Consider the following 24,624-nt stretch of genomic DNA (forward strand, 5'->3'; position numbering starts at 1 on the left):
CGTCAGGCGCAGCTCAGATCGGATGGCTGCTCGCGGCGGCGCCGTGGGCAGGCGCATGATGGACGGCGGCCTGTGCCGCCGCCACCTGCGCCGCGGCCAGCACCGGCGAGATGCGCACGCCGGTCAGGTCCGCGCCTGAAGGCGCCTGGTACAGGCGCAGGCCCAGCTCGGGCAGGATCGCCAGCAGGTGGTCGAAGACATCGCCCTGGATGCGCTCATAGTCCATCCACGCGGTCAGCGCGGTAAAGCAATAGATCTCCACGGGGATGCCCTGCGAATCGGGCTCCATCATGCGCACGTTCAGCAGCAGATCGTGGTGGATCTCCGGGTGCGCCTTCAGGTAGGCAATGCCATAGGCGCGGAAGGTGCCGACATTGGTCAGCCGGCGCCGGTTGACCGGGTCATTGCCGGCGGCAATCAGCAGGCGGTTGGCCTCGTCGACCTCGGCCTGCTTCTCCTCCAGGTAGTCGTGCAGCAGCCGGAAGCGCATCAGCGCCTGCACTTCCCGGTCCTCCAGGAAGCGCACGCTGCCCGCATCCAGCCGCAACGTGCGCTTGATGCGCCGCGCGCCGGATTCGAACATCTGGCGGTAGTTGCGGTAGCTCTCGGAGAACAGCTTGTAGGTCGGCACCGTGGTCACGGTGTTGTCCCAGTTCTGCACCTTGACGGTATGCAGCGCGATGTCCTTGACGTAGCCGTCGGCATTGCACTGGGGCATCTCGATCCAGTCGCCGATGCGCAGCATGTCGTTGGAGGTCAGCTGAGTACTGGCCACCAGCGACAGCAGCGTGTCCTTGAACACCAGCAGCAGCACCGCCGACAGCGCGCCCAGGCCAGACAGCATCCACAGCGGCGAGCGGTTGATCAGGATCGACAGCACCAGCACCGAGCACACCAGCCCCAGCCCGAGGCGCCCCACCTGGATATAGCCCTTGATCGAGCGCGTCTGCGCCTGGCGGCTGCTGGCGTATACGTCCTGCCAGGCACTCAGCACGCCGCCAAGCATCAGGAAGAAGCAGATCCACAGGCCGGCATGGGCCAGGCGCTCGATGGCCAGCGCATAGCGGCCCATGTGCGGCACTTCGCCGATGCCGACGGTGATCACCCCGAACCCGACCGCATAGCCGAAGCGCCGATAGGCACGATATCGCGTCAGCGCCTTGCTCCAGGGCGCCTTGCCCCAGACCGTCAGCAAGCGATGGGCGATGCGCGACATCACGTGGCCGAACAGCCACTGCGCGACCACGGCGATCAGCACCAGCACCAGCAGGTACGAGGCAATCTGGGCCCACGGATGGGCTGGAATACGTTGCTGGAACAACTCCAGCAGGGCATCGAAACTCATAGGGGGGCGTCTGCAGCCGGGTGAATCGACCTGATAGTGTACAAAACGCGCCTGACACCCTGCTCGTTCCGCCTCTACCGGCACCGCGAATCGCCCCGCACACGGCGTGTCTCGCGGCCCCCCGTCAGCTTGCTCGGCTCGACGCAGTAGGCATGCATGCGCTGCTGCACGGCCGCAAGGCAGAGGCGTTCGCGCGCATGCCCTTGAAGCTGGCGATGGGCGAGCCGGGCCCGACCACTACCATCGGCGCAATGACGAAGATGCCGACTGGCACGAAGTCCTTGATCGGATCGAACGGCAAGGAATGGAACATGCCGGGATACATCGCCGTCGTCGACTATCAAACCGGGCATAGTACCAATACACATATGGTGCGGAACTTGCGTTAATGCCGGATGCCTGTTGAGCGATGGATCCAGCAAGATCTCCACAGCGGGATCCATTGACGCCCAAAGTCTAGTGGATGGCGGGCTCCGACCGGGAAAGCGCTGAAGCCACGTCGGTTCGAAATGGCGGAACGGTTGAACGTCATAACTAGCCGAAGAGGGACACCCCCAAAATTATGAAGGCTTTAGATGCTCAGATAAGGCTATTCCTGGCGATAGCGCAGGCCCGCTCCATTTCAGGCGCTGCAATGACGCTTGGTCTAACCCAATCCGGCTTAAGCCGTCAGCTGGCCCACCTCGAGGCAGCAGTAGGTCAAAAATTGTGCGAACGCCACGGGCGCGGGGTCGCCCTTACTGACGCAGGCCACAAACTGCAGGCTGCCGCCCAGACCGCATATGACGTTATCGACAATACGATTCTCCAGTTGTGCGAGGAGCAGGGAGTCAGCCAAGGCAACCTCCGAGTGGCTGTTATTCATACCCTCAGCTACTACTTCATGCCAGATGTTGTCTCCCGATTCATGAGCCAGCGCCCAAATGCCAACGTCTCGCTCATGGGGCGGAGTTCACCGGAAGTTGTAGAGCTGGTGGAGACGGGCAAAGCGGATATAGGCTTTGTTTACGACGTAGCGGTAGCCTCGGATGCCGTGGAAATCGTGCCGCTATTCGACGATGTCATGACGTTGATCGTCAGCCAAAATTCGCCCTTGGCCGCACTCGAAGGGGTCGACCTAGAGGCGCAAAGAGTACCGCTTGTCGCTTTTCCTGAGCACTATGCGCTAAGACGAATGCTGCACAGGAAGAGATTGGACACAAATGTCGTGGCGGAAGTGGACACGGTCGATGCGATGCTCAGGCTCGTCGCATCAACCGGCGGTCAGTGCGTTTTGCCAGACCGAGTACCGACGCAACTGCTCGAGAACTATGGGCTGTCACGAGTGCGCATAATAAACCCTCGTCTCAGTCGGCGCGTTGTCGCCATTACCAAGCGAGAAAGAGCTCAAACAGCGCTGATAAAACACATGCTGAAGATCGCTCAAACGGTCTGAGGTAGTACGCCCAGTCATAGGAAGTATGAGCGCTCCGCGCTATCTCAGCCCCTTCTGACTTCCCATAATCCAGTCGTACCGACATCCCACCGGCCAAGTCGGGATCGCGCCAAAGTGTGCTCCCCACGGGGGGCAGCAGAGGCGTTCTGGAGTCGCCGGGCCCAGTCTACGCCCGGCAACCAATACGACTGGAAACAAAATGGAACTTCGCTCTAAGGAATACTTCGACGAACGCGCAACGCAGGAGATGCGTGCCCATCTCAAGCCTCGCAAGCGCACGCTGCAGCAAACGCTGGCCTATGCTTGCCGCATCCTGGCCATGACCGGGCAGGAAGCTGGCTTGGCTGGCCAGATCAGTGCACGCTCGGAGCGCCCAGGCGCCTACTGGACCCTGCGCTTCGGTCTGGGTTTTGACGAAGCCACCGAAGCCGACTTCATAGAAGTCGACCAAGACCTGAATACCCTCAGCGGCACTGGGATGGCTAATCCGGCAACGCGGTTCCATCTGTGGGTTTATGCCGATCGCCCCAATACCCATAGCATCATTCATACGCATTCTCCGTATGTGTCGGCACTTGCCGCGGCCAAGCAACCGCTAATCGTCTCGCAAATGGACATGACGCCGTTTCACAACGATTGCGCGTTCCTTGCGGAATGGCCTGGCGTTCCCATCGCTGACCAGGAGGGCGTGATCATATCCGGCGCTCTGGGCAGCAACCGCTCGATCCTGCTGGCCAGCCACGGTCAGTTGAGCACCGGCTGTAGCGTGCAAGAAGCGACCTATCTTTCTGTCTACATGGAGCGCGCTGCCCGCATGCAGGTGCGCGCCCGTACCTTCGGGCCGCTTACCTCGCTACCCGACGATCTCGCCCGTGAAGCTCACGACTACCTGCTCAAGCCTTCGATCGTCAACGGTACTTTTGATTACTGGTGCCGTCAGACGGAGCGTTGAGTCGCACCACCTTCAGCCTTCGGTCCCAAAAGACGAGCCGACGACCTCCAGCATGATTTTGCCCCGTTAGCAAAGGTGGCAAGTGTTCCCATGGCCATCTTGGCCCGACTGGCACTACCAGCCAACCCGATTTTTTTCGGTAGCGAGCGGCTGGTCCTTCGGAAGGGGGACAGGGTCATACCGAGATTGGCACGCACAGATGCCGCTAGTCACCACCGGAGACGCAATGAATAACCCCGTAAGGCAAACATCGACCACCACCGGCGCAGTACATATCCCCCCAGCAAAGAAGCGTGCATTTGAGTGACCACGCTCGAGCACATCGCCCCCATCAAGCAAGTCACAGAGGCATTCTATGTATCCCGCCAATTCACAAGCAGGCATCGCCAGCGCAAATGCCGGGACGGCCAAGCAGCACACCGTCGCAGGCATTGCCAGCATGCTCGGCACGACTATCGAGTGGTACGACTTCTTCATTTACGGAACTGCCGCCGCGTTAATTTTCAACAAGATCTTCTTTCCCAGCTTCGATCCGATCAGCGGGACCCTCGCCGCGTTCGCGACCTACTCCGTCGGCTTCTTCGCCCGGCCCCTTGGAGGCATTGTCTTCGGCCACTTTGGTGACAAGGTTGGGCGAAAATCCATGCTGCTGATCACGTTGATGATGATGGGTATCCCGACCATCATCATCGGCCTCATTCCGACCTACGAGCAAATTGGTTACTGGGCCGCCGTGATCCTCGTATTGATGCGCCTTCTCCAGGGGCTCGCCGTCGGTGGCGAATGGGGCGGCGCCGTTCTCATGGCCGTGGAACATGCCCCCGAAGGCAAGAAAGGCTTCTTCGGTAGCCTTCCTCAAACCGGCGTCGCTCCTGGCCTTATCCTCTCATCGTTGGCAATGGCAAGCGTTGCGAGACTGCCTGAGGCGGATATGTTGAGTTGGGGCTGGCGCCTTCCGTTCCTGGCCAGTGTGTTGCTTCTGGCTGTCGGATGGTTCATCCGCATCCGCGTCGCCGAGTCCCCCGACTTTGAAAAGGTCAAGCAAAGAGGCCATGAGGTCGAGGTGCCGGTGGTCCATGTCGTCAAACACCACTGGTTGTCGTTGCTCAAGGTATCAGGCGCGCGGATGGCGGAAGTCACGTGGTTCTACACGGTCGCTACCTTTGCCCTGACCTACGGTACGGTAACACTTGGCTTACCCAAGACGATGATGCTGAATGCCGTGATCGCGGGTGCTGCCGTCGCACTGTTCACAATGCCTCTCACTGGCTTGCTCGGGGATAAGATCGGGCATAGGAAGATCTTTGTGGTCGGATCGGTCGGAATTTGCCTCTTCGGGTTCGCGTTTTTTAAGCTTCTTGGCTCGGGAAGCGTCGGCGCGGTATATCTCGCCATGGTGATCGCCATCGGCCTTATCTACGCCATGCTGTACGGCCCCGAAGGTAGCCTATTCTCTGTGCAATTTCCCCCGGAAGTTCGCTACAGTGGTATTTCCCTTGCCGTGCAAGTCTCGGGTGCTATCGGTGGCGGACTGGCCCCGCTGGTGGCGACCTGGCTGCTTAAGCTCGGCCAAGGTAGTCCGCTGTATCTCGCCGGCTACCTCACTGCCCTGGGGTGCTTGTCGATCTTCTGTGTATCTCGCATGAAGGCAACTGAGCAATGACCAAGGCAATTGACTATTACTTTTGGATCAATTCGGACTGGGCCTATCTCGGACACGGCCGTCTTGTGGAACTTGCCAAACGCCAAGGCGCCGCGATCAACTATATGCCTGTGGACCTGCCGTACGTTTACTCGCAGACGGGGGGCATTTTGCTTGGGCAGCGCTCTCAGGAAAGGCAGGCTTACCGGATCACCGAACTCGCCCGTTGGTGCAAGCGGCTAGGGATTCCGGTCAATCCGCAGCCTAGATACATGTGCCCGAACGGTGATCTCGCTTCGTGCATGGTCATTTCTGCGAAGCACGCGGGACTTTGCGAAGGCACCTTGGCCCAAGCGATTCTTCATGCCGAATGGTTGGAGGACCAGGACATCTCCTCACCAGAGACGCTGCAAACCATCGCCCGCTCGCTGGACTTGGATGGCGAGGCGCTTCTCTGCCAAGCCGCATCTCCAGTAATCAAAGCGGAGTACAGACAATACACCGACAACGCTATCTCAGCCGGTGTCTTCGGCTCGCCTGCATACGTCTACCGTGGAGAAGTGTTCTGGGGCCAGGATCGCCTCGATTTCCTTGAGGACACCCTGGCCTGCACCTAAGAATGGGGCGGCTTAAGTGCAAGGCAGACGATGGGCTCCAGGCTGGGTGATCTGCCGCACGAACAGCTTTTCTTAGCGGTCGCGCAGCTGGATCATGTCGTTAGGCGGGCCCGCTGCTCTTCGTTGACGCGCCCCATCAGCTGGGGCTTCCAGGCTGGAAAGCCTCTATCGCGAGATCCGCGCCTTGCGCATCTGCGAAGGCGCCACCGAAGTGCAGCAGCTGATCATCGCCCGCGAGGTGCTCAGGCCGGGCGCCAGCCTTGGGGCACAACACGCCTGAGCGCGGCACGGCCAGGGCCGGGGCTCAGGCCGGCAGCAGCTTCAAGCCGCCAATCCCGACGAAGATCAGCCCGATCAACACCAGCCGCATCGGCGCCGCGCTTTCGCCCAGGAACAGGATGCCAACCACCGTCACCCCGATCGCCCCGATCCCGGTCCAGATTGCGTACGCCGTCCCGACCGGCAGGTGCCGCAGCGCCGCGCTGAGCAGGAAGATGCTGGCCAGCGCCGCCCCGATGCCCAGTGCCGTCGGCCCGGGCCGCGTCCAGCCGTCGGTATGTTTGAGCGCCAGCGCCATCACGATCTCGATCAGGCCCGCCAGCACCAGCAGCATCCACGCCATTGCCATGTCTTTCGTCCAGGTCTGCGGCCCGACCCATTGCCGGGCACGCCACGCCACTGTAGGCTGTGCAGATCAGCACGAGAACTGGCGAATTCCGCAAAGGGGCTATGCAAACATGCAGGAAGCAGACTGGGACGACCTGAAGTATTTCCTTGCCGTGGGCCAGTCCGGCTCGCTCGCCGGCGCCGCGCGCGCCCTGCATGTCAACCATTCCACGGTGCTGCGCCGGCTGGCGCGGCTGGAAGAGACCCTGGGCACCCTGCTCTTCGAACGCCATGCCACCGGCTACGCCATGACCGCCGCCGGCGAGGCCCTGGCGCACCGCCTTGCCGGCGTCGGCGAGCAGATCGATGCGGCCCAGCGCCAGCTGTCCGGCCTCGACAGCCAGCTGAGCGGCCCGTTGCGCGTGACCACGACCGACACGCTGCTGGGTGGACTGCTGATGCCCCTGTTTGCGGAATTCCGGTCGATGCACCCGCGCATCCAGCTGCAGATCGTCATCAACAACAGCTTCCTGAGCCTGAGCCGGCGCGAGGCCGATGTGGCGATCCGGCCGGCGAATGCGCCGCCGGAGTACCTGGTGGGCCGCCGTATCGGGCGGCTGCAGACGGCACCATACGCGGCGCGGCGCTACCTGCAGCAGCTCGGCCTGCCAACGGAAGCCGACCATCCGCGGCTGGCGGACTGGTCGGCCTATGACTGGGTCGTGCCGGACGAAGCGCTGTCACACCTTGCCCAGGCGCGCTGGATACGCGACCACGTGCCCGAACCCCGCCGCGCCGTCAGCGCCGACAGCCTGGTGGCGATGGCGGATGCCGTGCGGCACGGCATGGGCGCCGGCATGCTGCTGTGCCTGCTGGCCGGGGCCGACCCAGAGCTGGTGCGGCTGGCGCCAGTCGATGTAGCCATGGATACCGATTTATGGGTGCTGACGCATCCGGATCTCAGGCACAGCGCGCGCGTGCGGGTGCTGGGCGATTTCCTGTATGAGCGGCTCAGGCAAGGGGAATGGGTGGCGGGCTGAAGACTTGCCCCCCGGTTCATGCCGCCGCCGCATACATCTCCATCAGCTGCTCATCCGCATACCCCCAGTCAGCGGCATTCTCGAACGCCACCACCGTTTCGTCGCTGTGGCGCAGGTCGATCAGTTCGGTGGGAGTCGGCCTTGACTGCGACACGGAATAGAACGCCATCACCTTCGGCCGCAGCGGATCGGCCTCGTTCTGCGCGCAGACCACTGCCAGCCGGTTCGAACGCAGCCGCAGCACGGTGCCGAGCGGGTAGATGCCGACGGTGCGGGTGAAGGCCTTGAACACGCGCCGGTCGAACAGCGTGTCGACACGCACGGCCATGTATTCCATGGCGCGGGCCGGCGACCACGGCTGGTGGCCCGGGCGGCTGGAAGTGAGCGAGTCATAGGCATCGCAGATTGCGCCGATCTTGGCGTGCACGCTCAGTTCGCTCCCCGCCAGGCCGTAGGGGAAGCCGCGCCCGTCCACGCGTTCGTGATGGTGGACGCAGACATCGAGCGGGATGTTCGAATAGAGCCGGGCCTCGTTCAGGATGCGGTAGCCAGCCGAAGGGTGCCGGCGGTAGATCTCCTCTTCCTCGGGCGTGCGTTCGCTGGCCTTGTGCACCGGAGTATCGGGCAGCGTCAGCTTGCCGATGTCGTGGACCAGGCCGGCCAGGCCGAGCTCGCGCACCTCGTCGTCGGGCAGGCCCAGCGTGCGGCCGACGGCGATCATCAGCGCGCAGACGGCGAAGGCGTGCAGGTAGTTTTCGTCGCCACGCGCCTTGAGCCGCGCCAGCGCCAGCAACGCCTGCCCATGGCGCGACAGCGAACGTGAGGCGGAATCGACCAGCAGCAGCGCGCCGTTGACCTCCAGCGCCCGGCCCATGCGGATGTCGGCGAACATCGAGCCGATCACGGCCTTGCCGGATTGCAGCAGCTCGCGCGCGCGGACAATCTCGGCATCAAGGGTGGCGGCGGGTGGCGGCGCGGTGGCCGGGTCCATGGGGTCGGGCGCGGACTGCGGGACCGGTCCGGGCATTTCCGGCGTGTCCGGCGCTGCTACGTTGCGGCCCTTCAGGATGTCGATCCAGACCTCCTGCACCCCTGCCGACTGTATCTGCCGAACCTGCTCCTCATTGGCGACCAGGAACCTGGCGCGCCAGAACGGATGGCTGATCCACGGGCCGCCAAGCCTGGCGACAAACATCCCGACCTGCAGTTGTTCCGACCGTATGCGTCTCAACATGCGCTACCCCCTCGGATGATGGTTTTCTTGTTTTCGATCCGGATATCGGCAGCCGCCGGCAGGACTTTAGCCCCCGTTGCGGGGAGAACCGTGCCGCCCGCCCTTGTCAAGCGCTGCCCGAATGCCCGGACGGCGTCCTCGGGCATTGCCGGGGGCGGTACCGCCGGCGCTACAATGGCCTGCCCAGTGCTCACAGACGCCAGCCAGTCGCCCCCGTTCACCCATGTCCGGAACGTACACGCTAGTCGGCATCGCCCGTGCCAAGACCCACCGCCGCGAGGCGCTGGTATCCCAGCTCACCACGCTGCGCTCGCGCGGGCTGACCGAGCCCGGCTGCCTGGACTACCACGTCGGGCAAGACGCCGAAGATGCGCGGGTATTCGTGATCTACATGGTCTGGGACTCCAAGCGCGCGCTCGAATCGCACCTGAACCGGCCCTATATGCGCGATTTCCACGCATCGCGCGCGGATTTCGTCGAAGGCGATTTCAGTTTCCGCTGGCTCAACGCCGCCTGATCCGCCCGGCCACGGGCAATCCCGATCACTTTCGGCCATCCCCCTGCTTGTCATTCCCGCCGCACCGATCTATCACTCAATGTGACGCCCGCAGTGGGCACGGCAGGAGTGCACCATGGAAGTCAGGGATGGATTTGCCGGCACCATCGGCCACACCCCGCTGATCCGGCTGGCCGGCCTGAGCGCCGAGACCGGCTGCGATATCTACGGCAAGGCGGAATTCCTCAATCCTGGCGGCTCGGTCAAGGACCGCGCGGCACTCTACATCATCCGTGATGCCGAACGGCGCGGGCTGCTGATGCCCGGCGGCACGGTCATCGAAGGCACCGCGGGCAATACCGGCATCGGCCTGGCCCACCTGTGCGCGGCGCGCGGCTACCGCTGCATCGTCGTGATACCCGATACGCAGTCGCCCGAGAAAATGGAGCGGCTGCGCATGCTCGGCGCCGAGGTCCGCGCGGTGCCCGCCAAGCCTTACGCCGATCCGGACAACTACCAGAAGATTGCCGGCCGGCTGGCCGACGAGACCGACAACGCGATCTGGGCCAACCAGTTCGACAACCTGGCCAACCGCCAGGCCCACTACGAGACCACCGGCCCCGAGATCTGGCACGCCACCGGCGGGCATATCGATGCCTTCACCTGCTCGACCGGCACCGGCGGCTCGCTGGCCGGCATCGCGCGCTGCCTGAAAGAGCACAAGCCCGGCGTGCGCATCGTGCTGGCCGACCCGCACGGCAGCGCTCTCTACAACTTCGTCAAACACCGCGAGCTCAAGGCCGAGGGCAGTTCGATCACCGAGGGCATCGGCACCAGCCGCGTCACCGCCAACCTGCAGGACACGCCCATCGACGATGCGGTGCGGATCGACGACCAGACCTGCGTGGACATGGTCTACCGCCTGCTGCGCGAGGAGGGCTTGTTCCTGGGCGGGTCGTCGGGAATCAACGTCGGCGCCGCGGTGGCGCTGGCGCGCGAGATGGGGCCGGGCCATACCATCGTCACGCTGCTCTGCGACCGCGGCGACCTGTACATGGCACGGCTGTTCAATGAAACCTGGCTGGAGGGCAAGGGGTTGCAGCCGATTCCGTTCCGGCGCGCCGGCCCAGCCGGGTAAATGCCAGCGCGGTTCACGCTGCCTTGAGCCGCCGCCACAGTGTGGTCGGGCTGATGCCAAGGATATGGCAGGCCGCGGCGCGGTCGCCGCCGCACTCGGCCAGCACGCGCCGGATATGCTCGACTTCGCTGGACTGCTTCACGCCGGCCAGTGAACGGCGCGGGCGTGTTGCCGGCGCGGCGGGCTCAGCGTCGGCCTCGGCCGGCGCCAGCATGCCATCGCCGAACAGCTCCGGCACGGCCGCCTGCAGCTCGCGCTGCAGCGCCTCGCTGTCCAGCCGGCGCCCGGCCACCAGCACGGCGATCCGTTCGGTCACGTTTTCCAGCTCGCGGATATTGCCCGGCCAGCGGTAGCGCGCCAGCCGCGCGCGGGCCGCGGCGGGCAGGCGCTGCGGCCGGTCCATGCCCAGGCGCTCCTGGGCGCGCCGGTACAGCAGCTCGGCCAGCTCCTGCAGGTCTTCGGAGCGGTCGCGCAGCGGCGGCATCTCGATGCGCAGGATATTGAGGCGGTAGTACAGGTCCTGCCGGAAGGAACCATCGCGCACCATCGCGGCCAGGTCGCGGTGGGTGGCGCCGATCACGCGCACGTTGACCGGCACCGCGTCGAGCCCGCCGATCGGCAGCACCTGCTTTTCCTGCAGCACGCGCAGCAGGCGCGTCTGCAGCGCGGACGGCATGTCGCCCACCTCGTCGAGGAACAGCGTGCCGTTGTGGGCCGACTCGAACAGGCCGGCCTTGCCGCCGCGGCGCGCGCCGGTGAAGGCGCCCTCTTCATAGCCGAACAGCTCGCTCTCCAGCAGCGCCTCGGGGAAGGCCGCGCAATTGACCGCCACGAACGGGAAGGCGCGGCGCGGGCTGGCGTCGTGCATGCCCTGCGCCAGCACCTCCTTGCCGGTGCCGCTCTCGCCGCCGATCAGCACGGTGGAATCCACCGCCGCATAGCGCCGCGCCAGCTCGCGCAGCTCGGTCATGGCCGCGGAGGTGCCGGCCAGGTCGTCCAGGCTGTAGCGCACCCCGGCCGGCCGCGTGCGCGCGCGCGAGCGCAGGTTGCGGTCCACGCGCTGGATCGCGCTGGCGTCCTGGATGGTCAGCACCGCGCCGGTGGTCCCGGCCTCGCCGATGATGGGGATGCGGTTGACCACCACCATCTTGTCGCCGAGCTTGTGGATCGCTTCCAGCTCCTTGTCGCCGCTCTGCATCACGCCTTCGAGCGCCAGGTTTGGCGCCAGCGTCTGCAGCTTGCGCCCGACCGCGGCAGCAACGGAAGTGCCGAGAAAACGCTCCATCGCCGGGTTGAACGACTGGATGCGCCCTTCGGCATCCACGGCCGCCACGCCCTCGTTCAGGTGCGCCAGGATGGTGTTGACGTAGTCGCGCCGGGTGGCCTCGATGCGGCGCAGGCGCGCAGCCTCGATCGCGTCTTCGAGCGCCATGCGCACCGAGTTGCCGGAGTACAGGAACACGCCGGTCAGGCCATAGCGGTCGGCCAGGTCGGTCACCAGGCCGGGGCCGACCACGACCTGGATGCCCTCCTGCTTGAGCGCCTTCACGCGCGCCACGGCATCGTCCTCGGTCAGGTAGGTATAGGCCGGGACCGACAGCGAGAACGCACGCACGAATTCATCCACCTCGGCATACGTCGACGCGTGCGTGACCAGCGCCACCCGCGGCGAGATGCGCCGCGCGGTGGCCAGCGCGCTCATCACGTCAAAGCCCGTGACCTTGACCAGCACCACCGGCACGTCCACGTGCTGGCGCAGGTAGGCGCCGTTGGAGCCGCCCGCCACCACCACATCGAGCCGGCCCTCGCGCGCCTCGCGCGCCACGGCGCTGGCGGCGGCCTCGAAACCCTTGCCGACGATGCGGAATTCGGCCCGGTCGGCATAGGCCGGAATCAGGTCGGCAAAGGCGCGCGCCAGGCGGCTGATGCCGATGGCCCAGATGCGCGGACGGGCTTGCGTGGAAACGGGAGGAGCCATGGTGCAATGCGGAAGGAATGCGTGATGAAACCCGGGACGAACAGGCGTACAGTGCTGGCACATTGTCCGCCACGCAGGCCGGGATTTCAACTTTGAATTCCAAACTTGGGATTTTGAAATTCAATTGTGCTGAAAAGATGACATGAAATCGGCGGCGAGGTCAGCCACCCTGTCCGCCAGCCCAGCGCTGACAAGGGCTGGCGGATTTTCCGAGATCCCGTCCAAGGGCTTGGCACACCCCTTGCAGTATTGGGCCCGTCCTGTTCACCAACGCATACGCCATGACCTACTCCGCTTCCGACCTCGCGCGCTCCGCTGGCGCCCGCTTCCGCCAGGCGCTTGCCGACGAGCATCCGCTGCAGGTAGTCGGCACCATCAATGCCAACCATGCCCTGCTGGCCAAGCGCGCCGGCTACCGGGCCATCTACCTGTCGGGCGGCGGCGTTGCGGCCGGCTCGCTGGGCCTGCCGGACCTGGGCATCTCGAACCTGGACGACGTGCTGACCGATATCCGCCGCATCACCGACGTGTGCGACACGCCGCTGCTGGTGGACGTCGACACCGGCTTCGGCGCCTCGGCCTTCAACGTGGCCCGCACCACCAAGTCGCTGATCAAGTTCGGCGCGGCGGCCATGCACATCGAAGACCAGGTCGGCGCCAAGCGCTGCGGCCACCGTCCCAACAAGGAAATCGTCACGCAGGGTGAAATGGTCGACCGCATCCGGGCCGCCGTCGACGCCCGCACCGACGAGAACTTCGTCATCATGGCCCGCACCGACGCGCTCGCCGTCGAAGGCCTGGACAAGGCCATCGAGCGCGCCGTCGCGTGCGCGGAAGCCGGCGCCGACGCCATCTTCCCGGAAGCCATGACCGACCTGGCCATGTACCGCAAGTTTGTCGATGCGGTGAAGGTGCCGGTGCTGGCCAATATCACCGAATTCGGCGCCACGCCGCTGTTCACCACCGAGGAACTCGGCGGCGCCGGCGTGTCGATGGTGCTGTACCCGCTGTCGGCCTTCCGCGCCATGAACAAGGCGGCGGAAAACGTCTACGCGGCCATCCGCCGCGACGGCACGCAGAAGAACGTGGTCGATACCATGCAGACCCGCGCCGAGCTCTACGAGAGCATCGGCTACCATGACTTCGAGCAGAAGCTTGACGCGCTCTTCGCACAAGGCAAGGGCAAGTAAGCAAGACTCACGCGCGGCCGGGCTTTGTCCCGGCCGCTTGCACGACAACAGACAGGCAATACCAGGCATCACATAAAGGAGACCCAGATGTCCGAAGCGCAACCGCTCGTCACTCCCAAGCCCAAGAAATCCGTCGCCCTGTCGGGCGTGACCGCCGGCAATACCGCGCTGTGCACCGTCGGCCGCACTGGCAACGACCTGCACTACCGCGGCTACGACATCCTCGACATCGCCGAGACCTGCGAGTTCGAGGAAATCGCCCACCTGCTGGTACACGGCAAGCTGCCGACCAAATCCGAACTGGCCGCCTACAAGGCCAAGCTCAAGAGCCTGCGCGGCCTGCCCGCCAATGTGAAGGCCGCGTTGGAATGGGTGCCCGCCAGCGCCCACCCGATGGACGTGATGCGCACCGGCGTGTCGGTGCTGGGCACCGTGCTGCCGGAGAAGGAAGACCACAACACCCCGGGCGCGCGCGACATTGCCGACCGGCTGATGGCCAGCCTCGGCTCGATGCTGCTGTACTGGTACCACTACAGCCACAACGGCCGCCGTATCGAAGTCGAAACCGACGATGACTCCATCGGCGGCCACTTCCTGCACCTGCTGCACGGCGAGAAGCCGTCGGCGCTGTGGGAGCGCGCCATGAACACCTCGCTCAACCTGTACGCCGAGCACGAGTTCAACGCCTCGACCTTCACCGCCCGCGTGATCGCCGGCACGGGCTCGGACATGTATTCGTCGATCAGCGGCGCCATCGGCGCACTGCGCGGCCCCAAGCACGGCGGCGCCAATGAAGTCGCGTTCGAGATCCAGAAGCGCTACGACAACCCCGACGAGGCCCAGGCCGACATCACGCGCCGCGTCGAGAACAAGGAAGTCGTGATCGGCTTCGGCCACCCGGTGTACACCACCGGCGACCCGCGCAACCAGGTGATCAAGGAAGTGGCGAAGAAGCTGTCTAAGGATGCCGGCTCGATGAAGATGTTTGACATCGCCGAGCGCCTGGAAACGGTGATGTGGGACATCAAGAAGATGTTCCCGAACCTGGACTGGTTCAGCGCGGTGAGCTACCACATGATGGGCGTGCCGACGGCGATGTTCACGCCGCTGTTCGTGATCGCGCGTACTTCGGGCTGGGCCGCGCACATTATCGAGCAGCGCATCGACAACAAGATCATCCGCCCGAGCGCCAACTACACCGGTCCGGAGAACCTGAAGTTCGTGCCGCTGAAGGATCGCAAGTAAGACCGGCTGCCGGTTTGCTCCGCGTCGGGTTGCCTTGATCCGGGCCTGCGGGCAAGGGGGTAGTTGGTCGCTGACATGGGACCACTACCCCTTTTTCATACCTATATTGATTTCCCTACACCATGAATTCTGCAAACCGCAAACCGCTACCGGGCACCAAGCTGGATTACTTTGACGCGCGCGCCGCGGTCGAGGCAATCCAGCCGGGTGCCTACGACAAGCTGCCGTACACGTCGCGCGTGCTGGCAGAAAACCTGGTGCGCCGCTGCGATCCCGCCACGCTGACGGATTCGCTCAAGCAGCTGATCGGGCGCAAGCGCGACCTCGATTTCCCGTGGTTCCCGGCGCGCGTGGTGTGCCATGACATCCTGGGCCAGACCGCGCTGGTGGACCTGGCCGGCCTGCGCGACGCCATCGCCGAACAGGGAGGCGACCCCGCCAAGGTCAACCCGGTAGTGCCGGTGCAGCTGATCGTCGATCATTCGCTGGCGGTGGAGTGCGGCGGCTTCGACCCCGATGCGTTCGCCAAGAACCGCGCCATCGAAGACCGCCGCAACGAAGACCGCTTCCACTTCATCGACTGGACCAAGCAGGCGTTCAAGAACGTCGACGTGATCCCGCCGGGCAACGGCATCATGCACCAGATCAACCTGGAGAAGATGTCGCCGGTGATCCACGCCGACAACGGCGTGGCCTACCCCGATACCTGCGTCGGCACCGACAGCCACACCCCGCATGTGGATGCGCTCGGCGTGATCGCCATCGGCGTGGGCGGCCTGGAAGCCGAGAACGTGATGCTCGGCCGCGCCTCGTGGATGCGCCTGCCGGACATTATCGGCGTGGAGCTGACGGGCAAGCGCCAGCCTGGCATCACCGCCACCGACATCGTGCTGGCACTGACCGAGTTCCTGCGCAAGGAGAAGGTGGTCGGCGCCTACCTGGAGTTCCGCGGCGAAGGCGCCTCGAGCCTGACGCTCGGCGACCGCGCCACCATCTCCAACATGGCGCCGGAATACGGCGCCACCGCGGCGATGTTCTTTATCGACGAGCAGACCATCGATTACCTGCGCCTGACCGGCCGCACCGATGAGCAGCTCAAGCTGGTCGAGACGTACGCCAAGACCACCGGCCTGTGGGCGGATTCGCTGAAGAACGCCGAATACGAGCGCGTGCTGAAGTTTGACCTGTCGAGCGTGGTGCGCAATATGGCCGGCCCGTCCAACCCGCACAAGCGCCTGCCGACCTCCGCGCTGGCCGAGCGCGGCATCGCCGTCGACCTGGACAAGGCCCGCGCGCAGGAAGCCGAAGGCCTGATGCCGGACGGCGCGGTCATCATCGCCGCCATCACCAGCTGCACCAACACCAGCAACCCGCGCAACGTGATCGCCGCCGCGCTGCTGGCGCGCAACGCCAATGCGCGCGGCCTGGCGCGCAAGCCGTGGGTCAAGTCGTCGCTGGCCCCGGGATCCAAGGCAGTCGAGCTGTACCTGGAAGAAGCGAATCTGCTGCCCGACCTCGAGAAGCTTGGCTTCGGCATCGTCGCCTTTGCCTGCACCACCTGCAACGGCATGTCCGGAGCGCTGGACCCGAAAATCCAGCAAGAGATCATCGACCGCGACCTGTACGCGACGGCAGTGCTGTCCGGCAACCGCAACTTCGATGGCCGCATCCACCCGTACGCCAAGCAGGCCTTCCTGGCCTCGCCGCCGCTGGTGGTGGCCTATGCCATCGCCGGCACCATCCGCTTCGATATCGAAAAGGACGTGCTGGGCACGGACCAGGACGGCAAGCCGGTCTACCTGAAGGACATCTGGCCGAGCGACGAAGAGATCGACGCGATCGTGGCGAAGAGCGTCAAGCCCGAACAGTTCCGCAAGGTCTACGAGCCGATGTTCGCCATTACCGCGGCCAGCGGCGAATCGGTCAGTCCCCTGTACGACTGGCGTCCGCAGAGCACCTACATCCGCCGCCCGCCCTACTGGGAAGGCGCGCTGGCCGGCGAACGCACGCTCAAGGCGCTGCGTCCGCTGGCGGTGCTGGGCGACAACATCACCACCGACCACCTGTCGCCGTCCAACGCCATCATGCTCAACAGCGCCGCCGGGGAATACCTGGCCAGGATGGGCTTGCCGGAAGAGGACTTCAACTCGTACGCCACCCACCGCGGCGACCACCTGACCGCGCAGCGCGCCACCTTTGCCAACCCGACCCTGATCAATGAAATGGCTGTGGTCGATGGCCAGGTCAAGAAGGGTTCGCTGGCGCGCATCGAGCCCGAAGGCAAGGTCGTGCGCATGTGGGAAGCGATCGAGACGTACATGGATCGCAAGCAGCCGCTGATCATCATCGCCGGCGCGGACTATGGCCAGGGCTCGTCGCGCGACTGGGCCGCCAAGGGCGTGCGCCTGGCCGGCGTGGAAGTCATCGTCGCCGAGGGCTTCGAGCGCATCCACCGCACCAACCTGATCGGCATGGGCGTGCTGCCGCTGGAGTTCAAGCCGGGCGTGAACCGCCTGACGCTGGGCCTGGACGGCACCGAGACCTATGACGTGATCGGCGAGCGCCAGCCGCGCGCCACGCTGACACTGGTGGTGAACCGCAAGAACGGCGAGCGCGTGGAAGTGCCGGTGACCTGCCGCCTCGACAGCGACGAGGAAGTGTCGATCTACGAAGCTGGCGGCGTGCTGCAGCGCTTCGCGCAGGACTTCCTTGAGTCGTCGCGGGCAACTGCATAAGCTGTGACAAAGGGCCCGAGCGGCACGCATGCCGCCCGGGCCAACCAGGACAAAGATTTCCATGACTCACGTACCCCAGATCAAGATTCCCGCCACCTATATCCGTGGCGGCACCAGCAAAGGCGTGTTCTTCCGCCTGCAGGATTTGCCGGAAACGGCACAAGTGCCCGGCCCGGCCCGCGACGCGCTGCTGATGCGCGTGATCGGCAGCCCCGACCCCTATGGCAAGCAGATCGACGGCATGGGTGCCGCCACCTCCAGCACCAGCAAGACCGTCATCCTGTCCAAGAGCACGCGGCCCGACCACGATGTCGACTATCTGTTCGGCCAGGTCTCGATTGACCAGCCCTTTGTCGACTGGAGTGGCAACTGCGGCAACCTGTCGGCAGCGGTCGGTCCCTTTGCCATCAGCGCCGGCCTGGTCGATGCCAGCCGCATCCCGCACAACGGCGTGGCCGTGGTGCGCATCTGGCAGGCCAATATCGGCAAGACCATCATCGGCCATGTGCCCGTCACCAACGGTGAAGTGCAGGAAACCGGCGATTTCGAGCTCGATGGCGTGACCTTCCCGGCCGCCGAAGTGCAGCTTGAGTTCATGGATCCGGCCGCCGAGGAAGAAGGCGCCGGCGGCGCGATGTTCCCCACCGGCAACGTGGTCGACGACCTCGAAGTGCCGGGCGTGGGCACGCTCAAGGCCACCATGATCAACGCCGGCATCCCGACCATCTTCGTCAACGCCGAGAGCATCGGCTACACCGGCACCGAGCTGCAGGACGCCATCAACAGCGACACCAGGGCGCTGGCGATGTTCGAGACCATCCGTGCCTACGGCGCGCTGCGCATGGGCCTGATCAAGAACGTGGACGAGGCCGCCAAGCGCCAGCACACGCCCAAGGTGGCCTTTGTCGCCAGGCCGGTCGACTACGTCGCCTCCAGCGGCAAGAAGGTGGCCGCGGCCGATGTGGACCTGCTGGTGCGCGCGCTGTCGATGGGTAAGCTGCACCACGCCATGATGGGCACGGCAGCGGTGGCGATCGGCACCGCCGCCGCCATCCCCGGCACGCTGGTCAACCTGGCCGCCGGCGGCGGCGAGCGCAACGCGGTGCGTTTCGGGCATCCGTCCGGCACGTTGCGCGTGGGCGCCGAGGCGCAGCAGGTCGACGGCGAATGGGCGGTCAAGAAGGCCATCATGAGCCGCAGCGCGCGCGTGCTGATGGAAGGCTGGGTGCGCGTGCCCGGCGACGCGTTCTGAGCTGAGCCGCACCCGCGAGGCCGTTCATGTCCACCGACACGCCGTCCGCGCAACGCCCCGATCCGGACCAGGTGCTGGTCGACATCGTCGACTATGTCACCCGGTACGAGATCAAGAGCGGCCTCGCCTATGACACCGCCCGCAACTGCCTGATCGACACGCTCGGTTGCGGGCTCGAAGCCCTCTCCTACCCGGCCTGTACCAAGCTGCTGGGTCCCGTTGTTCCGGGCACGATCGTGCCCAACGGCGCGCGCGTGCCGGGCACCCAGTTCCAGCTCGATCCGGTCCAGGCCGCGTTCAATATCGGCGCGATGATCCGCTGGCTGGACTTCAACGACACCTGGCTCGCTGCCGAATGGGGTCATCCGTCGGATAACCTCGGCGGCATCCTGGCCACCGCTGACTGGATCTCGCGCAACCACATCGCCGCCGGGCGCAAGCCGCTGACGATGAAGGCAGTGCTGGCGGCGATGATCAAGGCACATGAGATCCAGGGCTGCATCGCGCTGGAGAATTCCTTCAACCAGGTCGGGCTGGACCACGTGGTGCTGGTCAAGGTGGCCTCCACCGCCGTGGTCGCGCAGATGCTAGGCCTCACGCGCGACGAGATCCTCAATGCCGTGTCGCTGGCCTGGGTCGACGGCCAGAGCCTGCGCACCTACCGCCACGCCCCCAACGCCGGCAGCCGCAAGAGCTGGGCCGCCGGCGACGCCACCAGCCGCGCGGTGCGGCTGGCGCTGATCGCCCGCACCGGCGAGATGGGCTACCCGTCGGTGCTGACGGCAAAGACCTGGGGCTTCTACGACGTGCTGTTCAAGGGGCAGCCGTTCCGCTTCCAGCGGCCGTACGGGACGTACGTGATGGAGAACATCCTGTTCAAGATCTCGTACCCGGCTGAATTCCACGCGCAGACCGCGGTGGAGGCAGCGATGCAGCTGCACGGCGCGCTGGCGCTCGCGGGGCGCAGCGCGGCCGATATCGCCGCCATCACCATCCGCACCCACGAGGCCTGCCTGCGCATCATCGACAAGCAGGGCCCGCTCAGCAATCCGGCGGATCGCGACCACTGCATCCAGTACATGGTGGCCGTGCCGCTGCTGTTCGGCCGCCTGACCGCCGCCGACTACGAAGACAGGATTGCCGCCGACCCGCGCATCGACGCGCTGCGCGGCAGGATCACCTGTGTGGAAGACCCCGCGCTGACGCGCGACTATCACGACCCCGCCAAGCGCTCGATCGCCAATGCGCTGACCGTGACGCTGGCGGACGGCACCGTGCTGGACGAGGTGCTGGTCGAATATCCGCTCGGCCACAAGCGCCGCCGCGCCGAGGGCATCCCGCTGCTGGTGGAAAAATTCCGCACCAACCTCGCCCGCCGCTTCCCGCCGAAACAGCAGCAGGCCATCCTTGCCGCGTCGCTGGACCAGGCGCGGCTGGAGGCCATGCCGGTCAATGAGTACCTCGATATGTATGCGATTTGAGTTATCGCCCGGGCAACTTCATGCCGAATCGGCATAACCCTTGCAGCGCCCCTCCCGCGCCAAATTCTCCTCACGTATAGTCACTGCCGCTGCCTGAACGGGCCCTGCATCACAGGCCCCGCTGCCGGCAGCCACCGACTGAACACGGACGGCACCATTCCACCCATAAGGTATGTCGTGCCGATTCCAGTACGGGCCACACGTTCGTATAGATACCGAGGAGAAACATGAAACACTTCGCCCGCGTCACCACGCTGGCCGCTGCCCTGCTGTCGGCGAGCCTGATCACCGGCACTGCCCACGCGCAGCTCGCCCCCGCCGCACAATCCGCCGCCGCACCCGCCACCGCCCAGGCCGAAGCCCGCAAGGCCAATATCGTCATCATCGGCACCGGCGGCACCATTGCCGGCGCCGGCGCATCGGTGACCAACACCGCGGCCTACCAGTCCGCCGTGGTGCCGGTCGACAAGATCATCGCCTCGGTGCCCGAAATCTCCAAGGTCGCCAACGTCAAGGGTGAGCAGATCTTCCAGATCGGTTCGGAGAGCTTCAACAACGAACGCCTGCTGAAGCTGGCCAAGCGCGTATCGGAACTGCTCAAGCAGCCGGACGTGGACGGCATCGTCATTACGCACGGCACCGACACCATCGAGGAAACCGCTTACTTCCTGAACCTGACGCTCAAGAGCGACAAGCCGGTGGTGGTGGTGGGTTCGATGCGCCCGGGCACCGCGCTGGGCGCCGATGGCGCGCTCAACCTGTACGACGCCGTGCTGGTCGCCTCCAACCCTGCCTCCAAGGGCAAGGGCACGCTGGCCGTGCTGAACGACGAGATCCACACCGGCCGCGACGTCACCAAGAGCAACACCTTCAAGACCGAGACCTTCCGCTCGCCGTTCGGCCCGCTGGGCTACGTGGTCGAAGGCCGCACGCTGTTCTACCGCCTGCCGGCGCGTCCGCACACGCAGCAGACGCAGTGGGACATCGACAAGATCGACAAGCTGCCTGAGGTGGCAGTGCTCTACGCCTACGGCAACGCCAATCCAGCCGCGGTCGACGCCGCGGTGAAGAGCGGTGCCAAGGCCATCATCTACGCGGCCACCGGCAACGGCAGCGTCGGCGACTACATGGTGGAGTCGCTCAAGGCCGCGCGCGCCAAGGGCGTGCAGATCGTGCGCGCCTCGCGCACCGGCAGCGGCGTGGTGGTGCGCAACGCAGAGCAGCCGGATGACAAGTACGACTGGATCGTCACCGACGACCAGCTGCCGCAGAAGGCACGCATCCTGATGGCGCTGGCGCTGACGCAGACCAACGACGCCAAGGCGCTGCAGCAGGTCTTCTGGAAGTACTGATGAGCTCGTGGAGCAGGCGGTATCGCCGCTAGACGCTCCCGCCCTCTCCCCCAGCCCCTCTCCCGCGCGCGGGAGAGGGGAGCAAACCGGCGGCTGCATCGGCCGGCAGCAATTTCCCGGCCGTCTCCCCTTCCTTTCCCTCTTCTTCCCGTTCCAGCCATTGCCTTGGCGATTGGCCCAGCCGTGCCGTAAACGCGCGCGACAGCGCGGACGCATTGGCATAGCCCAGCTCCAGCGCCACGGATTTCACCGGTCGGCCCAGGCGCAACTGCGCCTGGGCCAGTGTCAGGCGCCAGTCGGTCAGGTAGTCGGCCGGCGGCTGCCCCACGACACGCCGGAAACTCGCGGCAAAGGCGCTGCGCGACATGCCCGCGCGCGCCGCCATGCGCGGCAGGTCCCACGGCTCGCCCGGCGCCTCGTGCAGCGCCACCAGCGCGCGTGCCAGGCGCGGGTCGGACAGGCCGGCAATCAGGCCCGCCTGGATGCCGGCCTCCTGGTGGTGGTCGATCAGCCAGCGCAGCAGCTGGATCAGCACCACCTCGAACAGCCGGTCGGCCAGCAGGCGGTGGCCGCAGCGCACCTGGCCGGCCTCGGCAAACAGCAGCGCCAGCGACTGCTCCAGGCCGGCCACGTGCGCCAGCGGCAAGGCGATCAGCGGCGGCAGCGCGCGCACTACCGGGTTGCGCGCACCGCCGTCGAAGTCCAGCGCCGCACAGGTGAAATCCGAGCCTTCCTGCGGCGGGTTGTGGAACATGTGGTGGACCGGGCGCGGGTAGAACAGCAGCGTGGGCTCGTCAAAGCGCAGGGTGCCCGGCAGGCCCGAGCCCGGCGGGTGCCGCAGCTCCAGTTCGCCGCGGCGCAGGACATGCAGGAAGCCGCGGCCCGGCTGCGCGGCGAACTGAGTCAGCCCGCACAGCGGTCCCTGGTGGAACAGGTGCGCACGCGCGCGAAACCGCTCCAGCAGCGCGGAAAGCCGGTCGATGGGTTCAGGCATGGTCTGGACGAATTGGTATGTACGTAGGACTTTACGCACCCAATGGTACTCGATGGTTACCCATACTGCAGTCAAGGCGATCGCAACTGCCTTGTCCTTTCAACCTGTACCAAGGAGTCCACCATGTCCCGCGTTCCCCTCGTCAATCCCGCCACTGCCACGGGCGACAGCCAGGCCCTGCTGGCCGAGATCCACGGTGCCTTTGGCGTCGCCCCGAACATGTTCCGTGCTGTCGCCAATTCGCCCGCTGCGTTGCGCAGCATGTGGCGCGCGTTCGGTGCGCTCGGCGGCGGTGTGCTGGGTGCGGCCCTGGGCGAGAAGATCGCCGTGGCCGTGGCCGATCGAAACCAGTGTGAATACTGTCTCGCCGCCCACACCGCGCTGGGCCGGAAGGCCGGCGCCACCGCCCAGGAAATGTCCGAGGCGCAGGCTGGCCGGGCGCAGGATGCACGGACCGCCGCAGCGCTGTCGTTCGCGCTCAAGCTGGTCAACCAGCGCGGCCAGGTCAGCGATGCGGATGTGGCGCAATTGCGCGAGGCTGGCTTCAACGACGAACAGATCGTCGAGATCCTGGCGCATGTGGCGCTGAACCTGTTCACCAACTACGTGAACGTTGCCTTCGCGGTGCCGGTCGATTTTCCGAAGATCAAGCTGCGCGCGGCTGCGTAATCTGCCGCAACCAGGTGCGCGGTGGTGGCATTCAGGCCGCCGCACGCGCGTGCCCTTGGTCATCAGCCGGGCTTCGATAAAGATCCGGCTGACCTGAGGAAACCGCGCCCGGATGCGGCGCTCGATCCGGTCGATGGCGCCCGCGGCGCCGTTGGCAACGGTAGCGGTGGCGATGCGTCAGAAGCAGCACCGCGACCATCAGGCTCCAGAAATACAGCTCCTTGCCGTACCCGAACGGGTGCATGGCATCGGCCGGCCGGCGGCTGCGCGCCATGCCAACCAGCAGCAACAGCTCATTGCCGGTGTCGACGGTGGAATGGATGGCCTCGGACAGCATGGCCGAGCTGCCGGTCACGGCGGCGACGACAAACTTGGTGGCAGCGATCGCCACGTTGGCGGCAATCGCACCGTAGACAGCGATACGCGACCCCGAAGATACGGGGCTTGCCGGGAGCGTCTCGGATGCGGCAGATGCCGGGGACGCCCCGCCCTGCTGCGCAGTTTCAGGCCCATGCTGCATCGCTTTCCTCCACGAAGCTGCCCCTTTGCAGTGGAAGCAGGTCGCGCCAGTGTACTGGCGCGCCTGGGTGTGAAGGTGAAAATACGGCGGTTAATTGCGTTTTATAAATTTGAAAAAACGGGCGCGCGATGCGTCCGCTCCGGATTCAGAACATGGCACTGCTCATCAACGCCTTGGCCACCAGTACGCCCTCGTCCGGCGCTTCCGCATAGACCGACACGTCGGTGACCACCTGCCGGCGCCCACGCCGCACCACCATCGCCACCGCGCGCAGCGCCGTACCCTTTGCCGGGGCCAGGTACTGGATAGAAAGCGAACTGGTCGCCCCGCCCTTCACATCGTCGGCACTGCCGCCAGAAGCTGCCGCCGCGGCGCCGGCAATATCGATCAGCGTGGCAATGACACCGCCATGGACGATGCTGCCGTTGGTCACGTTGGTCGGCAGGAATGGCATCTCCAGCTCGACATGATCGGGAGCCAGGCTGGCCAGCCGCACGCCGAGGGCGCGCGCCACCGGGGAGCCGATCAGGACGTTGTCTACCATAATGCGCATGCGGGGGTCGACCGCAGCGTGGCGATCGTGCTGGCGGGGCAAGGTGGCAAGGGCTTGTGACATTTGGGCTCCTGTGAACGGCTTACGTCGTGCCTGCAGCGTAAGCGCATGGTCTACACGGCTCAATTACGTCAGACGTAATCCTCGCCG

At 65.4% G+C, this 24,624-nt stretch carries 21 protein-coding genes and 2 pseudogenes; 16 read left to right on the plus strand and 7 right to left on the minus strand.

Annotated features, from left to right (window positions below):
* Positions 1-13: 13 nt before the first annotated feature.
* Complete coding sequence (locus tag AC3WQZ_RS10265) at positions 14-1,345, minus strand: mechanosensitive ion channel family protein (protein ID WP_010812095.1); 1,332 nt, start codon at positions 1,343-1,345, stop codon at positions 14-16.
* Between the two features lie 152 nt (positions 1,346-1,497).
* Here AC3WQZ_RS10265 and AC3WQZ_RS10270 point away from each other — a divergent pair, with 152 nt between their 5' ends.
* The 6 genes and pseudogenes from AC3WQZ_RS10270 to AC3WQZ_RS10295 form a co-directional block, all read left to right on the plus strand.
* Entirely contained in the window at positions 1,498-1,734 is a 237-nt protein-coding gene (locus AC3WQZ_RS10270) for a hypothetical protein (RefSeq protein WP_439671755.1), read from the plus strand.
* A gap of 173 nt (positions 1,735-1,907) precedes the next feature.
* Positions 1,908-2,780, plus strand: coding sequence for a LysR family transcriptional regulator (locus AC3WQZ_RS10275; RefSeq protein ID WP_058698774.1), 873 nt, complete (start codon positions 1,908-1,910; stop codon positions 2,778-2,780).
* Between the two features lie 199 nt (positions 2,781-2,979).
* Positions 2,980-3,732: an aldolase gene (locus AC3WQZ_RS10280; protein ID WP_010812098.1), complete on the plus strand. Its 753-nt coding sequence runs from the start codon at positions 2,980-2,982 to the stop codon at positions 3,730-3,732.
* A 355-nt stretch (positions 3,733-4,087) separates the two neighbouring features.
* Positions 4,088-5,395, plus strand: coding sequence for an MFS transporter (locus AC3WQZ_RS10285; protein ID WP_011615383.1), 1,308 nt, complete (start codon positions 4,088-4,090; stop codon positions 5,393-5,395).
* Positions 5,392-5,991, plus strand: a complete 600-nt coding sequence (locus tag AC3WQZ_RS10290; RefSeq protein WP_011615384.1) for a 2-hydroxychromene-2-carboxylate isomerase — start codon at positions 5,392-5,394, stop codon at positions 5,989-5,991. Before AC3WQZ_RS10285 ends, AC3WQZ_RS10290 begins: the two co-directional genes overlap by 4 nt.
* A gap of 154 nt (positions 5,992-6,145) precedes the next feature.
* Positions 6,146-6,271 (plus strand): annotated as a pseudogene (locus AC3WQZ_RS10295) (acyl-CoA dehydrogenase family protein); the annotation flags it as partial.
* A gap of 24 nt (positions 6,272-6,295) precedes the next feature.
* Here AC3WQZ_RS10295 and AC3WQZ_RS10300 read toward each other — a convergent pair.
* Positions 6,296-6,613 (minus strand): DMT family transporter, encoded by a 318-nt coding sequence (locus AC3WQZ_RS10300; RefSeq protein ID WP_010812101.1) that lies wholly within the window; start codon positions 6,611-6,613, stop codon positions 6,296-6,298.
* 115 nt (positions 6,614-6,728) lie between these two features.
* Between AC3WQZ_RS10300 and AC3WQZ_RS10305 the strand changes: the two genes are divergently transcribed.
* A complete protein-coding gene (locus AC3WQZ_RS10305) occupies positions 6,729-7,637 on the plus strand; it encodes a LysR family transcriptional regulator (RefSeq protein ID WP_492294339.1) in 909 nt (302 codons plus the stop codon).
* A gap of 16 nt (positions 7,638-7,653) precedes the next feature.
* Here AC3WQZ_RS10305 and AC3WQZ_RS10310 read toward each other — a convergent pair whose 3' ends face one another.
* A complete protein-coding gene (locus tag AC3WQZ_RS10310) occupies positions 7,654-8,871 on the minus strand; it encodes an HD-GYP domain-containing protein (RefSeq protein WP_037024475.1) in 1,218 nt (405 codons plus the stop codon).
* A 223-nt stretch (positions 8,872-9,094) separates the two neighbouring features.
* On the opposite strand from AC3WQZ_RS10310, the gene AC3WQZ_RS10315 reads away from it, so the two are divergent.
* Positions 9,095-9,388: a putative quinol monooxygenase gene (locus tag AC3WQZ_RS10315; RefSeq protein ID WP_010812104.1), complete on the plus strand. Its 294-nt coding sequence runs from the start codon at positions 9,095-9,097 to the stop codon at positions 9,386-9,388.
* A 115-nt stretch (positions 9,389-9,503) separates the two neighbouring features.
* Positions 9,504-10,505, plus strand: a complete 1,002-nt coding sequence (locus AC3WQZ_RS10320; RefSeq protein WP_058698775.1) for a cysteine synthase A — start codon at positions 9,504-9,506, stop codon at positions 10,503-10,505.
* 13 nt (positions 10,506-10,518) lie between these two features.
* Here AC3WQZ_RS10320 and prpR read toward each other — a convergent pair whose 3' ends face one another.
* Positions 10,519-12,483 carry a propionate catabolism operon regulatory protein PrpR gene (gene prpR / locus AC3WQZ_RS10325; RefSeq protein WP_492300468.1) on the minus strand — a complete coding sequence of 655 codons (1,965 nt, stop codon included), beginning with the start codon at positions 12,481-12,483 and terminating at the stop codon, positions 10,519-10,521.
* Positions 12,484-12,764: 281 nt separating this feature from the next.
* Here prpR and prpB point away from each other — a divergent pair, with 281 nt between their 5' ends.
* From prpB to AC3WQZ_RS10355, 6 genes are all read left to right on the plus strand, one after another.
* Positions 12,765-13,673: a methylisocitrate lyase gene (prpB, locus tag AC3WQZ_RS10330; protein ID WP_010812107.1), complete on the plus strand. Its 909-nt coding sequence runs from the start codon at positions 12,765-12,767 to the stop codon at positions 13,671-13,673.
* Between the two features lie 87 nt (positions 13,674-13,760).
* Complete coding sequence (prpC, locus tag AC3WQZ_RS10335; protein ID WP_011615387.1) at positions 13,761-14,918, plus strand: bifunctional 2-methylcitrate synthase/citrate synthase; 1,158 nt, start codon at positions 13,761-13,763, stop codon at positions 14,916-14,918.
* 122 nt (positions 14,919-15,040) lie between these two features.
* Complete coding sequence (gene acnD, locus AC3WQZ_RS10340) at positions 15,041-17,653, plus strand: Fe/S-dependent 2-methylisocitrate dehydratase AcnD (protein ID WP_058698636.1); 2,613 nt, start codon at positions 15,041-15,043, stop codon at positions 17,651-17,653.
* A gap of 61 nt (positions 17,654-17,714) precedes the next feature.
* Positions 17,715-18,905: a 2-methylaconitate cis-trans isomerase PrpF gene (gene prpF / locus AC3WQZ_RS10345; RefSeq protein ID WP_010809523.1), complete on the plus strand. Its 1,191-nt coding sequence runs from the start codon at positions 17,715-17,717 to the stop codon at positions 18,903-18,905.
* Between the two features lie 26 nt (positions 18,906-18,931).
* Positions 18,932-20,386: a bifunctional 2-methylcitrate dehydratase/aconitate hydratase gene (locus tag AC3WQZ_RS10350; RefSeq protein WP_011615389.1), complete on the plus strand. Its 1,455-nt coding sequence runs from the start codon at positions 18,932-18,934 to the stop codon at positions 20,384-20,386.
* Between the two features lie 227 nt (positions 20,387-20,613).
* Complete coding sequence (locus tag AC3WQZ_RS10355) at positions 20,614-21,738, plus strand: asparaginase (RefSeq protein WP_010809525.1); 1,125 nt, start codon at positions 20,614-20,616, stop codon at positions 21,736-21,738.
* A 28-nt stretch (positions 21,739-21,766) separates the two neighbouring features.
* On the opposite strand, the gene AC3WQZ_RS10360 is transcribed toward AC3WQZ_RS10355, so the two are convergent.
* Complete coding sequence (locus AC3WQZ_RS10360) at positions 21,767-22,732, minus strand: AraC family transcriptional regulator (RefSeq protein WP_492299548.1); 966 nt, start codon at positions 22,730-22,732, stop codon at positions 21,767-21,769.
* A 123-nt stretch (positions 22,733-22,855) separates the two neighbouring features.
* On the opposite strand from AC3WQZ_RS10360, the gene AC3WQZ_RS10365 reads away from it, so the two are divergent.
* Positions 22,856-23,401, plus strand: a complete 546-nt coding sequence (locus AC3WQZ_RS10365) for a carboxymuconolactone decarboxylase family protein (protein WP_010809527.1) — start codon at positions 22,856-22,858, stop codon at positions 23,399-23,401.
* Positions 23,402-23,582: 181 nt separating this feature from the next.
* On the opposite strand, the pseudogene AC3WQZ_RS10370 reads toward AC3WQZ_RS10365, so the two are convergent.
* Positions 23,583-23,921, minus strand: a pseudogene (locus AC3WQZ_RS10370) (cation diffusion facilitator family transporter); the annotation flags it as partial.
* Positions 23,922-24,066: 145 nt separating this feature from the next.
* Positions 24,067-24,537 carry a PaaI family thioesterase gene (locus AC3WQZ_RS10375; protein WP_439667920.1) on the minus strand — a complete coding sequence of 157 codons (471 nt, stop codon included), beginning with the start codon at positions 24,535-24,537 and terminating at the stop codon, positions 24,067-24,069.
* Positions 24,538-24,624: the final 87 nt, after the last annotated feature.

The sequence above is a fragment of the Cupriavidus sp. FW305-26 genome, from assembly GCF_058787975.1.

Coding starts and splice junctions, on each gene's coding strand:
- AC3WQZ_RS10265 (WP_010812095.1), bottom strand. CDS start 1,345: ATGAGTTTCGATGCCCTGCTGGAGTTGTTCCAGCAACGTATTCCAGCC.
- AC3WQZ_RS10270 (WP_439671755.1), top strand. CDS start 1,498: ATGCATGCGCTGCTGCACGGCCGCAAGGCAGAGGCGTTCGCGCGCATG.
- AC3WQZ_RS10275 (WP_058698774.1), top strand. CDS start 1,908: ATGAAGGCTTTAGATGCTCAGATAAGGCTATTCCTGGCGATAGCGCAG.
- AC3WQZ_RS10280 (WP_010812098.1), top strand. CDS start 2,980: ATGGAACTTCGCTCTAAGGAATACTTCGACGAACGCGCAACGCAGGAG.
- AC3WQZ_RS10285 (WP_011615383.1), top strand. CDS start 4,088: ATGTATCCCGCCAATTCACAAGCAGGCATCGCCAGCGCAAATGCCGGG.
- AC3WQZ_RS10290 (WP_011615384.1), top strand. CDS start 5,392: ATGACCAAGGCAATTGACTATTACTTTTGGATCAATTCGGACTGGGCC.
- AC3WQZ_RS10300 (WP_010812101.1), bottom strand. CDS start 6,613: ATGGCGTGGATGCTGCTGGTGCTGGCGGGCCTGATCGAGATCGTGATG.
- AC3WQZ_RS10305 (WP_492294339.1), top strand. CDS start 6,729: ATGCAGGAAGCAGACTGGGACGACCTGAAGTATTTCCTTGCCGTGGGC.
- AC3WQZ_RS10310 (WP_037024475.1), bottom strand. CDS start 8,871: ATGTTGAGACGCATACGGTCGGAACAACTGCAGGTCGGGATGTTTGTC.
- AC3WQZ_RS10315 (WP_010812104.1), top strand. CDS start 9,095: ATGTCCGGAACGTACACGCTAGTCGGCATCGCCCGTGCCAAGACCCAC.
- AC3WQZ_RS10320 (WP_058698775.1), top strand. CDS start 9,504: ATGGAAGTCAGGGATGGATTTGCCGGCACCATCGGCCACACCCCGCTG.
- prpR (WP_492300468.1), bottom strand. CDS start 12,483: ATGGCTCCTCCCGTTTCCACGCAAGCCCGTCCGCGCATCTGGGCCATC.
- prpB (WP_010812107.1), top strand. CDS start 12,765: ATGACCTACTCCGCTTCCGACCTCGCGCGCTCCGCTGGCGCCCGCTTC.
- prpC (WP_011615387.1), top strand. CDS start 13,761: ATGTCCGAAGCGCAACCGCTCGTCACTCCCAAGCCCAAGAAATCCGTC.
- acnD (WP_058698636.1), top strand. CDS start 15,041: ATGAATTCTGCAAACCGCAAACCGCTACCGGGCACCAAGCTGGATTAC.
- prpF (WP_010809523.1), top strand. CDS start 17,715: ATGACTCACGTACCCCAGATCAAGATTCCCGCCACCTATATCCGTGGC.
- AC3WQZ_RS10350 (WP_011615389.1), top strand. CDS start 18,932: ATGTCCACCGACACGCCGTCCGCGCAACGCCCCGATCCGGACCAGGTG.
- AC3WQZ_RS10355 (WP_010809525.1), top strand. CDS start 20,614: ATGAAACACTTCGCCCGCGTCACCACGCTGGCCGCTGCCCTGCTGTCG.
- AC3WQZ_RS10360 (WP_492299548.1), bottom strand. CDS start 22,732: ATGCCTGAACCCATCGACCGGCTTTCCGCGCTGCTGGAGCGGTTTCGC.
- AC3WQZ_RS10365 (WP_010809527.1), top strand. CDS start 22,856: ATGTCCCGCGTTCCCCTCGTCAATCCCGCCACTGCCACGGGCGACAGC.
- AC3WQZ_RS10375 (WP_439667920.1), bottom strand. CDS start 24,537: ATGTCACAAGCCCTTGCCACCTTGCCCCGCCAGCACGATCGCCACGCT.